The sequence below is a fragment of the Paraburkholderia sediminicola genome (assembly GCF_046026675.1).
GTDB lineage: Bacteria > Pseudomonadota > Gammaproteobacteria > Burkholderiales > Burkholderiaceae > Paraburkholderia > Paraburkholderia sediminicola_F.
In genome coordinates, this window is sequence record NZ_JAQQEY010000001.1 from 3,336,130 (window position 1) to 3,349,827 (window position 13,698).

Sequence of the window (13,698 nt, forward strand, 5' to 3'; positions counted from 1 at the left end):
GTCAGACTCTACTACTCGTCGGGATCCACGCCCGTTAGCGCATCGCCGAGCAACCCGCTCGCCTCTTCCCCTGGCAACGCCTCGACGTCACGCAGCTTGCGGTTCATGACGCGGGTGCGCGTTTCCGCGGCTTCGATAGAACGCGTGACAGTTTCAAGCTGCGCCTTGGTCTTGGCCAGCACGTCACCGAATTTGCCGAACTCTGTTTTCACCGCACCGAGCACTTGCCACACTTCGCTCGACCGCTTCTCGATCGCCAGCGTGCGGAACCCCATTTGCAGACTATTGAGCAAGGCGGTCAGTGTGGTCGGGCCGGCAATCGTCACGCGATAGTCGCGTTGCAGCAGGTCCGTCAGGCCCGGCCGACGCAGGACTTCCGCGTACAGGCCTTCGGTCGGCAGAAATAGCAGCGCGAAATCCGTGGTGTGCGGCGGCGACACGTACTTCTCTGCAATCGTGCGAGCCTCGGCACGTATCCGCACTTCGAGCGCGCGCGACGCCTCCTCCACCGCAATCGGATCGGCGCGTTCCTGAGCCTCGATCAGCCGCTCGTAGTCTTCCCGCGGGAACTTGGCATCGATCGGCAGCCAGACCGGCGTGGCCGGACCACCCGCCTCCGCACGGCCCGGCAGTTTGATCGCGAACTCGACACGATCGGCGCTCTTCGGCACCGTCGCGACGTTCTTGGCGTATTGATCCGCGGTGAGCAGTTGTTCGAGCAATGCTTCGAGCTGCACTTCGCCCCACGTGCCGCGCGTTTTGACGTTGGTAAGGACCTTCTTCAGATCGCCGACACCCGCAGCCAGCGTCTGCATCTCACCCAAACCACGATGCACCTGCTCCAGCCGGTCGGACACCAGCTTGAACGATTCGCCCAGACGTTGTTCGAGCGTGGCGTGCAATTTTTCGTCGACGGTGCGGCGCATCTCGTCGAGCTTGGTCGAGTTATTCGCTTCGATATCTTTCAGCCGCTGCTCGATCGTCGCCCGCACTTCGGCAAAGCGGCGATCGTTCGACTCAGTGAGCTGGCCCAGTTGCAGGGTCAGCGTTTCGCCGAACTGCTTCAGCGTGCGCCCTTGCTCATCGCGTGCCTGCTGAGCCTGCTGCTGCAGGCTGTGACGCACTGCGTCGAGTTGCTGCGCAAAACCGTCGATCTTGCCGCCCTGCACCGTCGTCATACTGCTGAATTGCGACGCCAGCGTTTGCTGAAAGTGCGCGAACCCACTGCTCTGCTCGGTACGCGAGACGCGCGCCGTTTCGGTGATGTCATTGCGCAGTTGACGCTCGAGCCGCTCATAAGCATGCGACTGCGCATCCTTCGCGGTGTCGATACGTTCGCTGAGAATCTCGAATTGCTCGCTTCCGTCCGCGCGACTACCGCGCATCAGCAATGCCAACGCGATGACCAAGGCGACCGCCAGCACCGCAACGGCCGCCACCAGAATCATTGTCATGAACGCGCCTTGCCGATGACCTCGGGGTTGATCGGATTCGGCGGCCGGCCGGCGCGCGGGCCTTCACCCAGCGCCGCGATCAGATTGTCCGCAGCGAGGTTCGCCATGGCGCGGCGTGTTGCCTCGGTCGCGCTGGCGATATGCGGCGTCAGTACGACATTCGGCACCGTCAGCAGATCAGGATTCAGACGCGGCTCGCCCTCGTAAACATCCAGACCGGCGGCGGCAATCTGTTTCGTGCGCAGTGCTTCGACCAGCGCCGCATCGTCGACAATGCCACCGCGTGCGATGTTGGTGAGCGTTGCGGTCGGCTTCATCTGCGCGAGTTCGGCAGCGCCGATCGTATGGTGGTTTTCCTTCGTGTACGGCAAGACGAGCACCACGTGATCGGCGCGCTGCAGCAGGTCCTGTTTGGACGCGTATTCCGCGTTCAACTCCGCCTCGATCTCCGGCGCGACACGCGAACGGTTGTGATAGATCACCTGCATGTTGAAACCCTTAGCGCGACGCGCCAGCGCCTGCCCGATCCGGCCCATGCCAATCACGCCGAGTGTCGAACCGTAGATGTCGGTGCCGAGAAAACCGTCATAGGTCCACTTCTGCCATTTGCCCGCGCGCAGCCAGTGCTCCGATTCGGCAATGCGGCGCGCCGCGGCCATCATCAGCGCCCAACCGAAATCGGCGGTCGATTCATTCAGCACGTCCGGCGTGTTGGTGCCGAGTACGTTCGCCGCGTTGAACGCAGCCATGTCGAAGTTGTTGTAGCCCACTGCCATGTTCGACACCACGCGCAGACGCGGCGCCGCGGCGAGCGCTGCCGCGCCGACCGGATCACCCGCGGTCAGCGCGCCGTCTTTGTCCGCGAGACGTCGCGTCAACTCGTCGGCGGGCAACACGTCACCCTGGTGCCAATCGACATCGAAATACTGTTTGAGCCGTTCGATCACATCGGGAAAGATCGGACGGGCGACGAGGATCTTCTGCATTGCAATTCTCCGGATAGCGCGTCGTCGGGTCCAATGACCTCGGCGTCAGGATGAGCGTGAAACCAGGCGTCAAAAAAACAGCCAGCCGGTGACGAGAAACAGCGGCACCAGCACCACAACCGACCAGCCGAGATACGCGAAAAAGCTTGGCATGCGCACGCCGCGCGACTCCGCGATCGCTTTCACCATGAAATTCGGTGCATTGCCGATATACGTGTTGGCGCCCATGAACACCGCGCCGGCCGAGATCGCCGCGAGCGTGCTGGCGCCAGTGGTCATCAGTGTCTGCGCGTCGCCGCCGGCCAGGTTGAAGAACACCAGGTAGGTCGGTGCATTGTCGAGAAACGACGATAGCAGGCCAGTCGCCCAAAAGTACATCAGGTCGTGGGGCTGGCCGGATGGGTTGACCAGATGGACGATGCCGGCGAACGCGCCCGCCTCGCCGGCACGCAGGATCGTGATGACCGGCGCGATCGTCACGAAGATGCCGGCAAACAGTTTGGCGACCTCTTCGATCGGTGCCCAGTTAAAGTCATTTCCCGCGCGTGCCGCGCGCGGCGTCAACGCTAGCGAGAGCAAGGTGACGCCGATCAGCGCGACATCGCGCACGGCATTTTGCAGCGCGACGTGCGTACCGAAAACGTCGAACACGACGTCGGACTTCCAGAGTCCGCTCATCAGAACCAGCGCAATCACGGCAGCGAGAAGCACGAAGTTGATCTTGCCGTCGACGCCTAGCTGCGGCGAATCCGGCGTCGGATCGAGAAAGCGCGAACGCTCTTCTTCACGCCGATGAAAATAGTACGAGTCCAATGCATAGAACGCGGCCAGCAGCACGACGCAGACAAACAGCATCGGCAACGCCAGATGCGTGGTGGTCCAGAAGAAACTGACGCCTTGCAGGAAGCCGAGAAAGAGCGGCGGGTCGCCGAGCGGCGACAACGAGCCGCCCGCGTTCGCGACCAGAAAAATAAAGAACACCACCACGTGAACGACGTGCTTGCGATTGTCGTTAGCGCGCAGCAACGGGCGGATCAGCAGCATCGCCGCGCCGGTCGTGCCCATGATGCTGGCCAATAGTGTGCCGAGCGCGAGAATTGCGGTATTCAGGCGCGGCGTGCCATGCAGATTGCCGCGCACGCAGATGCCGCCCGCGACCGTATAAAGCGCCGTCAGTAACACGATGAACGGAATGTATTCTTCGAGCACCGCATGCACAAACGTTCCGAATGCGACGCCCGTACCGAAGGTAAGCGCAAACGGCACCAGGAACAGCAGCGCCCACGCTGCCGCGATCTTGCCGAAATGGTGATGCCAGAATGTCGGCGCGACCAACGGAAACACCGCGATCGACAACAACACGCCTGCAAATGGCAGGCCCCACAACGCCGACAAAGTCGCGCCATCGAGCGTGGCCGCCGATGCCAGTTGAGGCCACCCGGCCAGCGTCAGAGCAGCAGCGAGCATCATGCTCGCCCACACGGCATGTCGTTTCATATTCTTGAAGTCCTTATTAGCGCGAGTGACGGTGCGCGGCGGAAGGCCCAGCCGCTCGCCGCGCTCAAACGCCACGTACGACGATTACATGCACTCGATACGGCCCATGTGCACCAAGCACGATAGTCTGTTCGATATCGCCGGTACGCGATGGCCCGGAGACAAAATTGACCGCGCGCGGAAGTTCACCGCATTCGCTGCGGATCAGCCCGAACGCCTCTTCATGCCCTGAGACGATGCGCGAAGCCGGCACGATTGCAATATGCGTTTCCGGCAGCAAGCCTGCCGATGCGTAGGTTTCCGGTCCGGACAACAGAACGAGCGTGCCCGTCTCAGCAGTCGCGCAGAAGCAGCCGGTGAGACCGACCACATCGCCGTCTTCAGGTTTGCGAAATTCGACGTTAAGGCCGGCTGCGGCCCATTGCAGATCTTGCAGGGTTTGCCATGCGATCGCTTGCAGCGGCAAAGCGTGTTCAGTGAGGTAGCGATGCGCAGCGGAAGGCACGTCGCCCAGCGATTCGACCGTATCGACCGTGGTCGCCATTCTCTGCGCTTCTTCGATGAAGCGCGTGGTCAGATCGGCCGGCATCTCCGGACGCGGGCCCTCGGGATGGCGCGCCAGATAATCCGCAGCCGCCTCGCGCTCGGCAACGGACGGCTCAGGCTCACGCCCCTGCGCCGCGCGGATGCGCGCCAGGATGTTGCGGCGGGCAATCGATGTGTCCATATGCGAAATCCTCGTGTCGACAGCCGTGCGATATGGCGGGAATTATACCGGCCACCCTGCGCGCGAACACCCTGGCCGAACAGCCTGGGGCGGCGTATCGGCCACGCGGCAAGCACGATCTCAGTGATATCCCAGCAAAATATCGGCACAAGACAGCGGCGTGTGAGTCGCACACGCGCCACGCAGACACCACGTCACTTCGCAGCGTCTTCCTCGGGCTGCGCAATGCCGAACACCTGGCGCAGATACGCGAGATAGGCCTTGTCTTCGCACATGTTCTTGCCCGGCGAGTCCGACAGCTTCGCCACTGGCTGACCGTTGCAGCGAACCATCTTGATGACGATCTGCAAAGGGTTGTAACCGAGGTCGTTTGTCAGATTGGTTCCTACGCCGAATGCCAGCTTGCAGCGGCCGCGGAAACGCTCGTACAGTTGCAGCACCTTCGGAATATCGAGCGCGTCGGAGAACACGAGGATCTTGGTGCGCGGGTCGCAGCGGTTCGCCTCGTAGTGCTTGAGCAGGCGCTCGCCCCAGTCGAACGGGTCGCCGGAATCGTGGCGCGCGCCGTCGAACAGCTTGCAGAAGTACATGTCGAAGTCGCGCAGGAAGGCCTCCATGCCGTACACGTCCGACAGGGCAATACCCAGGTCGCCGCGATACTCCTTCGCCCACATTTCGAAGCCGAATATCTGCGAATCGCGCAGCCGCGGACCGAGCGCCTGACACGCCTGCAGGTATTCATGCGCCATCGTGCCGAGCGGCGTGAGGCTGTGCTTCATCGCGTAGAAGACGTTGCTGGTGCCGGCGAATTGTTCGCCGAGGCCGTCTTTCAGCGTGAGGATCACTTCTTCGTGCCATTGCTTCGAGAAGCGGCGGCGCGTGCCGTAGTCGGCGATCTTGCAGTCGGCGAATTCCGGGCGCGCGCCGAGCAGCTTGATCTTCTCGACGAGACGGCCGCGCCCCTCGCTGTAGTCAGGCTTCTGCTGGGTGTTGCGGAAGTAGACTTCGTTGACGATCGCGAGCATCGGGATCTCGAACAGGATCGTGTGCAGCCACGGCCCCTTGATCTCGATGTCGATTTCACCATTGCCCTTCGGCGAGGGCGAAATCGAAATGTATTTCTCGTTCAGATGGAACAGCGCGAGAAACTCGATGAAGTCGCCCTTGATGAAGCGCATGCGCCGCAGGTAGTCGAGCTCGTCGTCGGTGAAGCGCAGATCGCAGAGCTTGCGCACTTCATCGCGAATCTCGCTGATATACGGCACGAGGTCGACATTCGGCGTGCGGCAGCGAAACCGGTATTCGACATTCGCCGCGGGAAAGTGATGCAACACCACTTGCATCATCGTGAACTTGTACAGATCGGTGTCGAGCAGCGAAGTAATAATCATGATGGTGCGAACTGGACTGCAGGAAAAACGGAAGGCTTGGCTCGACCAACCGCGTCAACCCATGCGCGTGCGGCGCGCCCCGTGCGCGCCAACCTGACGCATGTTACCCGAATGCATCCGGATTCAGCGCGCCGGCGGGCGGCGCTCGCCGGACGCCATAAACTAATCACAAAAACGTATAAAAGCCGTTGCCCGATGCTGCATGCGGCTCTTGACGTTACGTTACAATAGCGCTTTTGGCGTTTCGCCTCCCCTGATTCCGCATGCAGGAGCTGCCTGAATGACTCACGTTGTGACCGAAAGCTGCATCAAGTGCCGCTATACCGACTGCGTCGATGTGTGCCCGGTGGACTGCTTTCGCGAAGGTCCCAACTTCCTCGCGATCGACCCCGATGAATGCATCGACTGCGCCGTGTGCGTGGCCGAATGCCCGGTGAACGCCATTTATGCCGAAGAAGACGTGCCGGGCGACCAGCAGCACTTCACCGAGCTGAATGCCGATCTGGCGAAGAACTGGCCGAGCATCACCAAGACCAAAGCGCCGCTGCCGGAAGCCGACGAATTCAAGGACGTGAAGGAAAAGCTGGCCCTGCTCGTACGCTGAGCGGCGCGGCGCGCCCCCCGCCGTTGCATTCGGACCAAATCGAGATGAATGCAGGGTATTGACAGGCGCCTAGTCACCTCCTACAATTTCGCTTCTCTGCTGTTTGTAGTTCTGTTCCTCGATAGCTCAGTTGGTAGAGCGCCGGACTGTTAATCCGTAGGTCCCTGGTTCGAGCCCAGGTCGAGGAGCCAAGAATTTCAAAAGCCCGTTAACCAATACGGGCTTTTTTATGTAGATCAAGTTGTACTGCTGTTCCTCGATAGCTCAGTTGGTAGAGCGCCGGACTGTTAATCCGTAGGTCCCTGGTTCGAGCCCAGGTCGAGGAGCCAAAATTTTGAAAGGCCCGCATTCGTGCGGGCTTTTTTGTTTTGGTCTGGCCTATTTCAATACCGGATCTGGTGGCTTGAATCGGCGGGCGGTGTGGTCGGCTCCGGCTGGAAGATAGCGCGTAACCTAGCGCATTTGCACTGACCCTCCGGCGGCTACGCCGTTATACGATGGCGCTTTCTCTCGCGCCCAACCCAAGCACTCTTTCCGGCCCTCCCATGAAATCCACCGTGTTGCGCATCGCGCTTGCAGTCACTACCGCCCTGCTGCTGCCCGCGGCCCACAGCGAAGAAGTCGCCAGCGTCAATACCAACTTCCGCATTACCGGTTCCGACCGCGTGGTCGTCGAGGCCTATGACGATCCGCTCGTTCAGGGCGTGACCTGCTACGTGTCGCGGGCGCGCACGGGCGGCGTCAAGGGCACGCTCGGCATCGCCGAAGATCCGACCGAAGCGTCGATCGCTTGCCGGCAAGTGGGCGCGATTCATTTCACCGGCCCCGTGAAGCAGCAATCCGATGTGTTCTCGGTCAGCATGTCGCTGATCTTCAAATCGCTGCATGTGGTACGGGTGGTCGACGCGAAGCGCAATACGCTGGTGTACATGACGTACAGCGATCGTGTAGTCAGCGGCAGCGCGAAAAACAGCGTGAGCGCCGTGCCGGTTCCAGCCGGCACGACGATTCCGATCAAGTAGTCGCCACCCCGCGGCCACGCTCACTGCGCAAGAACGTACACGCATGAGTGACCGCAACGGCCGAGGCGCGCTACACTGACCGGTCATGCCGGAGCGCAGGATCGCCAGACTTTCACCATGACCGCCCATCGTTTCCAGGATTCCGCCCGCTACTGGCGCACGCCGCTTTTGCCCGGCGCGGATCTGCTCACGGCGGAATATCACGATCACGAGTTCTCGCCGCATTGGCACGATGCGTACACGATTCCGGTGATCGTCGCAGGTGCCGAGTGCTATCGGTATCTCGGCTCGGACTATGTCGCCGAAGCGGGCAGCGTGCCGATCATCAATCCTGGCGAACTGCACACAGGTTCCAAGGCTGTCGAGGCAGGCTGGCGCTATCGCGTGATGTATGCGCCGGTGGATTTCATTCACGAGCTTGCCAACGACGTTGCCGGCAAGCCGCAAGCATTGCCGTGGTTCGCGCCGGGCGTCATCCGCGATCCCGATCTGGCGCAGCGACTGGCACGTGCGCACTGTCTGCTGGAGGCCGGCGACGATCCGCTCGCCGCCGAGGCCGCGATGCTCGACGCGCTGTCCACCTTGCTGGTCCGCTACGCGCAAACGCAGCCGGAAGCGTGGCGCCTCGCCGCCGACGACGCCCGCGTCGCGACGATGCAGGAGCGCCTGACCGGCGACATCGCCGAAGCTGTCACGTTAGCCGAGGTCGCGCGGGCAGCGGGACTCTCGCCCTTCCACGCCGCACGCCTTTTCACGCAGACCACCGGATTGCCGCCGCACGCATGGCGCAATCAGGTGCGCTTGCAGCGCGCCCTCGCACCATTGCGAGCGGGCGTTTCCGTGACGGATGTCGCCGCGGCGAGCGGCTTCACGGATCAAAGCCATTTCACGCGTCATTTCCGGCGCATGTTCGGCGTGCCGCCGGGGCGCTGGCAAGGCAGCTGACGCAAGCAAGCTTCGCCGCCACCCACCGCAAGAACGTACAAGTCCTCACCCAGCCTTGCCCGCTATCCTTTGCGTATCAAGGAGGCAAGATTGACCCATTCCCACCCAGGCCAGCCCTCAAGCACAGGCCACTTAAAAGAATTCACCGCCGGCGCGCGCGACATTATCCCGATGATGGTCGGCGCGGCGCCCTTCGGTGTGATCTTCGGCACTCTGGTCGCATCCGGCCCGCTGCATCTGTGGCACGGGCAGTTGATGTCGCTCGTCGTATTCGCCGGCTCGGCGCAATTCATCGCACTGGGCCTGATCGCCGGCCACGCGAGTTTTGCGGTGATCTGGGCGACCACGCTCGTCGTCAACCTGCGTCACGTGCTGTATAGCGCGACGCTCGCGCCGCACGTCGCGCACTTGCCCTCGCGCTGGCGCTGGGCGCTCGGCGCGCTGCTCACCGACGAAGTCTTCGCGGTCGCGTGGGAACATTACCGGCATCGGGAGCCCGGCACGGTCGGCCCGCACTACTTCTTTGGCGCGGGGCTCGCCATGTACCTGAACTGGCAGCTCTGGACCGTCGCCGGCCTGCTGTTCGGCGCGACCTTTCCGGGCCTTCAGTCGCTCGGGCTCGATTTCGCGATGGTCGCCACATTCATCGCAATCGTCGTGCCGCAGCTTGTCGCGCTGCGCTATATCGCGGCGGCCGCGACCGCGGGCACGCTGGCTTTCTTCTGGCAGGCGTGGCCGTACAAGCTCGGCCTGCTCGGCGCCGTGTTCGCGGGTGTGGCAATCGGTGTCGTGCTGTCGGCGCCGCGATTTGGGCGAGGCGCGCGGGGAAATCGCGAATCCTCGCGAGCAGCGTCGCGCGAAAGCTCACAGGGCCCCCGCCGGGACGCCCCACGGAAAACCTCGAAGGAAACCATGGAGGCATTGCGATGAACTACGTCGTTCTGATCCTCGGTATGGCCGCCATTACGTGGGTGATCCGCGCCGCCGTCTTCGTGCTCGGCGACCGGCTGGTGTTTCCGCCGCTCGTGCGCACCGCGCTCGGCTTCGTGCCCGTTACCGTGCTGACGGCGATCATCGTCCCGATGGCGGTCTCGCCGCACGGCACCGGCGCCGAACTGACCTGGCGCAATCCGCAACTGGTCGGGGCGCTGGCCGCCATCGTAGTCAGCGCGCTGACGCGGCGACCGCTCCTGACCATCGCGGTCGGCCTGACAGTCTTTTTTGTCTGGCAAGGCGTTGTGCTTAAATAGGCGCTGTTCGAGGCCGACATCCCGCACCTGCGGCGCCCACGTTGCCATAGACGCCAAGCGCGGCGGGCTCGCCACAGGGCGGCGCCCGCCGCGCGTTGCCCTCACAAGCGACGCATTCCTCTAAAGCCTCCGCTAACGCCCCCACACCCTTAAGTTTTCCCTGAATCCGCCGATAAGTAGTCGAGGTCCGCTCATCGGGATACGTCCCGCTAGTTACGCGGCAACAGGCAGGAATCAACCGCGCCAGCATGGGCGTCGCGTCTCACGGGGTCCGTGCGCGAAACGCCGATATGACAATGCAGCGCGGCAGGACCAAACGGGATAACACATGGGTCAAATCACCCTCACGCTCAAAGACGAGACCATTGCGACGCTGCGCAAGGACTTCGACGCTTTTCTGCGGGTTTCGCTGAAGCTCGATCCGCAGTTCGCGACGCCGTCGTTTGAGGACTTTTTGCGCGCCAAGCTGCTCGACAACATGGTGCCGCTAACCGAACACGCGGTTCAGCGGATGTTGCAGGGTGGCCAGTACGCGTGGGCAAAACGCACGCTGGACAAGGAATTTCCGGACGTCGTCGCGATTCTGATGCGGCAGGCGGGGGAATTCGGGTTCGGCTTTGCAGCCCGCTCGGAATGGACACCGGAAGAGCTCACCAAGCAGTGCCGCGACTGGGCCGCGGCCATCGTCAAGGAAGCGGAAGGCGACGCCGTGCTGATCGATCCGCTCGCGGCGCAGATCAAGAGCGCCGCGCAGGACATCCAGGCGCTCGAGGAAGTCATGCAGACGCCGGCCTGGCGTCTGGTGGAATCGCTGCGTCAGCGCGTCTACGAAGCGAAAGTGGCGTGCGAAACCAGCGTGGGTAGCACTGCGCGTGAAAAGCTCGGCGAACTGCGCGGACTGCTGCGCCTCGGCATTTCGCACGGTTCGTTCCAGAAGCAGGAAGCGCAGCAGATCATGGAGTATCTGCGCCTGTTGAAGCCGGAAATCTTCGTCGAAGAACCGTATGACGTGTTCTCACGCCTCGCCGCCTGGCTGCGTAATTTCTTTGTGCCGCCGCGTCCGGCGCCGCAACAGCAACAACGGCAGTCGCGGTAAAAGCAGGTTCAGTCCCACATCTTCCTGAGCTTCGCGCCGATCTCGATCTTCGCCTGCGCCGCCGCGGCCAGTCCCGCCGCTGTCGGCGCGCTCGGCACCGACACGCGCGGCCAGGCGTAGGCGTCGAACAAAGGCATCAGATGCGCCGGAATGAACCGCGTGCGCGACGCCCACACATGACGATCGCCCATATGCGTCTGGTTGTGCACGTAAAAGCGCTGCGGCACGACGATATGCAGGTCTTCCTTCGCACGCGTCATCGCCACGTATAACAGGCGGCGCTCCTCGTCGATTTCCTCTTCGCTGCCCGTGCCGAGATCGGACGGAATGCAACCGTCGACGCCATTCAGCACGAACACGTTGCGCCACTCCTGACCTTTCGCCGAGTGAATCGTTGACAGGATCAGGTAGTCCTCGTCGATCAGGGGCACGCCCGATTCGTCGCTGGTGGCGTCGGGCGGATCGAGCGTCAATTCGGTCAGGAAGCGTTCGCGCGACGCATAGGTACCCGCGATGCTTTCCATCTGCAGCACGTCTGCATGACGGATCGCTGCGTCCTCATGATTGCGCTCGAGATGCGGCTCGTACCAGCGCCGCACCATTTCGAACTCCGCCGGCCACGGCGTTTGCCGCCCGTACACGCTCGACATCAGCTTGACGAACGGATGCCAGTCCTCCTGCGCGCGAGCGGGCGGCGCAAAGGCGGCCAGCGCACCACCGGCGCTATGGGTGAAATCGGCCGGATTGCCCGCGCGCGCCCGAGCCACGACGTCGTCCAGCACCTTTGCGGCGGTGGCGGGACCGATGCCCGGCAGCAATTGCACGACGCGAAAACCCGCGACACGGTCGCGCGGATTCTCCGCCCAGCGCAGCACGGCGAGCACATCCTTGACGTGCACTGAATCGAGAAACTTCAGGCCGCCGAACTTCACGAACGGAATGTTGCGCCGGGTCAGTTCGATCTCGAGCGCGGCGCTGTGATGCGCGGCGCGAAACAGCACTGCCTGAGACTTGAGCTTCATGCCCTGCTCGCGCGCTTCGAGCACCTGTTCGACGACGTAGCGCGCCTGATCCGCTTCGTCGGCGACCGTCACCAGACGCGGACGCTGCGCCGACGCTTTGTCGGTCCACAAATTCTTCGTATAGCGCTCGCTGGCAAGCTCGATCACCGCATTCGACGCCGCCAGAATCGGCCCGGTTGAGCGGTAATTGCGCTCGAGCGTGATCTGCCTCGCGGGCGGATTGAAGTGCGCTGGAAAGTCGAGAATGTTGCGCACGGTCGCGCCGCGAAACGAATAGATCGATTGGGCGTCGTCGCCGACCACCGTCAGGCCGCGGCCGTCGGGTTTCAGCGCGAGCAGGATCGACGCCTGCAGGCGGTTGGTGTCCTGATACTCGTCGACCAGCACGTGATCGAAGCGCGCCGACAGATCGGCCGCGATTGCCGGCTCCCCTGCCATATGCGACCAGTAGAGCAGCAGGTCGTCGTAGTCGAGCACGCTCTGCTTCTGCTTGGCGTCGACGTATGCGGCAAACAGCATGCGCAGATCGGCTTCCCACTCGCGGCACCAGGGAAACGCGCTGTTGAGCACGTCGGCGAGGGATGCGCCGGTGTTCACCACGCGCGAGTAGATCGCAAAGCAGGTGCCCTTGGCCGGAAAGCGCCGCTCTTTCGCCGACAAACCGAGCTCGTGGCGCACCAGATTCATCAGGTCGGCGGAATCCTCGCGGTCGTTGATCGTGAAGGCGGGCGCGAGTCCGATCAGTTCGGCATATTCGCGCAAAAGCCGCGCGCCGACGCTATGGAAGGTCCCGGACCACGTCAGCCCCTGCGCCAGCGCGGCCCGCGTACCGAGCGCCGCACCAGCGATGCGCATGACACGGCGGGTCATTTCGAGCGCGGCGCGGCGTGAGAAAGTCAGCAGTAGAATACGGCGCGGATCGGCGCCCTTCACCACCAGATTGGCGACCCGGTGCGCCAGCGTGTTGGTCTTGCCGGAGCCGGCCCCCGCGATCACCAGCAGCGCGCCCGCCGGCGCATTGGGACTGTCGGCGCCGTATTCGACGGCTTCGCGTTGCGCGTCGTTAAGCTTTGCCAGCCAGGCGGCGGTGTCGGTATCGTTATCGGTACCGGAAGCAGACAGTGGCGAAGACTCAGCGACGGAGAGCACAGTGGATTCGGGCCTGAGGTGGAATGAACGCGGCGACGCATACTGTATATCCATACAAGTATCGGAGACAAGCGACCCTTTTTTAACATCAACGTCAGGCAACGCAGGGGCTTGCGAAATCATGGTCGCGGCCCTTCGACCACGCAAAGCAAGCACAAAAAATGGCCCGGGCGCACACGCGCTCCGGGCCATTTTCTCGACGACGTCTAGCAACGCGTTCGCGACGCCTTGCTTCCCATCGAAGCGCTCTTACTGCTTCTTCGCGTCCTTCAGACTGGCATCGGCGTTCACCTTGTCAGCGTCGGCCTGGGCATCGGTCTTTTTCTTGTCGGCCTTGGCTTGCGCCACCGAAGTCTTCTTGTCGGCCTTCGACTGTTCCTTGGCCGCTTTCTTGTCGGCGTGGGTCACCGGCGCGACGGCTGGGTCGCTCGCCTGCGCGAACGCGACTGACGATAGGCAACCGGCGATCAGCGCGGCGTAAATCCGGTTCTTCATCGGCTGGGCAATGTTCATGCGATACCTCCGTACAACGGGAATGCGGGTAAATCAGGCAGC

At 62.7% G+C, this 13,698-nt stretch carries 12 protein-coding genes, 2 tRNA genes and 1 pseudogene; 8 read left to right on the plus strand and 7 right to left on the minus strand.

The features are described 5' to 3' along the window. Window positions 1-11: 11 nt before the first annotated feature. The 5 genes from PQQ86_RS14370 to pncB form a co-directional block, all read right to left on the minus strand. Window positions 12-1,454, minus strand: a complete 1,443-nt coding sequence (locus PQQ86_RS14370) for a DNA recombination protein RmuC (RefSeq protein ID WP_408267839.1) — start codon at window positions 1,452-1,454, stop codon at window positions 12-14. Further along, a complete protein-coding gene (locus tag PQQ86_RS14375; protein ID WP_408267841.1) occupies window positions 1,451-2,440 on the minus strand; it encodes a 2-hydroxyacid dehydrogenase in 990 nt (329 codons plus the stop codon). The genes PQQ86_RS14370 and PQQ86_RS14375 overlap by 4 nt, the downstream gene beginning before the upstream one ends. 69 nt (window positions 2,441-2,509) lie before the next feature. Continuing rightward, on the minus strand, window positions 2,510-3,937 hold the full coding sequence (locus PQQ86_RS14380; protein WP_408267844.1) for a sodium:proton antiporter: 1,428 nt from the start codon (window positions 3,935-3,937) through the stop codon (window positions 2,510-2,512). A gap of 64 nt (window positions 3,938-4,001) precedes the next feature. After that, a complete protein-coding gene (locus PQQ86_RS14385) occupies window positions 4,002-4,664 on the minus strand; it encodes a LutC/YkgG family protein (protein WP_408267847.1) in 663 nt (220 codons plus the stop codon). A gap of 194 nt (window positions 4,665-4,858) precedes the next feature. Beyond that, complete coding sequence (gene pncB, locus PQQ86_RS14390) at window positions 4,859-6,055, minus strand: nicotinate phosphoribosyltransferase (RefSeq protein ID WP_408267849.1); 1,197 nt, start codon at window positions 6,053-6,055, stop codon at window positions 4,859-4,861. 280 nt (window positions 6,056-6,335) lie between these two features. On the opposite strand from pncB, the gene fdxA reads away from it, so the two are divergent. The 8 genes and pseudogenes from fdxA to PQQ86_RS14430 all read left to right on the plus strand — a co-directional run bounded on the left by fdxA (window position 6,336) and on the right by PQQ86_RS14430 (window position 10,972). Then, on the plus strand, window positions 6,336-6,659 hold the full coding sequence (gene fdxA, locus PQQ86_RS14395) for a ferredoxin FdxA (protein ID WP_054036179.1): 324 nt from the start codon (window positions 6,336-6,338) through the stop codon (window positions 6,657-6,659). Between the two features lie 115 nt (window positions 6,660-6,774). Further along, window positions 6,775-6,850, plus strand: a tRNA-Asn gene (locus PQQ86_RS14400). A gap of 62 nt (window positions 6,851-6,912) precedes the next feature. Continuing rightward, window positions 6,913-6,988: transfer RNA gene (locus PQQ86_RS14405), tRNA-Asn, on the plus strand. Window positions 6,989-7,204: 216 nt separating this feature from the next. Further along, window positions 7,205-7,681, plus strand: coding sequence for a CreA family protein (locus PQQ86_RS14410; RefSeq protein ID WP_408267852.1), 477 nt, complete (start codon window positions 7,205-7,207; stop codon window positions 7,679-7,681). 117 nt (window positions 7,682-7,798) lie between these two features. Continuing rightward, window positions 7,799-8,626: an AraC family transcriptional regulator gene (locus PQQ86_RS14415; protein WP_408267854.1), complete on the plus strand. Its 828-nt coding sequence runs from the start codon at window positions 7,799-7,801 to the stop codon at window positions 8,624-8,626. A gap of 90 nt (window positions 8,627-8,716) precedes the next feature. Then, a pseudogene (locus PQQ86_RS14420) lies at window positions 8,717-9,472 on the plus strand (AzlC family ABC transporter permease); the annotation flags it as partial. A gap of 80 nt (window positions 9,473-9,552) precedes the next feature. Then, window positions 9,553-9,876 (plus strand): AzlD domain-containing protein, encoded by a 324-nt coding sequence (locus PQQ86_RS14425; protein WP_097390040.1) that lies wholly within the window; start codon window positions 9,553-9,555, stop codon window positions 9,874-9,876. 328 nt (window positions 9,877-10,204) lie between these two features. Continuing rightward, complete coding sequence (locus tag PQQ86_RS14430; RefSeq protein WP_093640544.1) at window positions 10,205-10,972, plus strand: DUF4088 family protein; 768 nt, start codon at window positions 10,205-10,207, stop codon at window positions 10,970-10,972. 8 nt (window positions 10,973-10,980) lie between these two features. Here the strand turns inward: PQQ86_RS14430 and PQQ86_RS14435 are convergent, their stop codons facing one another. Continuing rightward, window positions 10,981-13,197 (minus strand): ATP-dependent helicase, encoded by a 2,217-nt coding sequence (locus PQQ86_RS14435; protein WP_408267857.1) that lies wholly within the window; start codon window positions 13,195-13,197, stop codon window positions 10,981-10,983. 195 nt (window positions 13,198-13,392) lie between these two features. Then, window positions 13,393-13,656 (minus strand): hypothetical protein, encoded by a 264-nt coding sequence (locus tag PQQ86_RS14440; RefSeq protein WP_408267858.1) that lies wholly within the window; start codon window positions 13,654-13,656, stop codon window positions 13,393-13,395. Window positions 13,657-13,698: the final 42 nt, after the last annotated feature.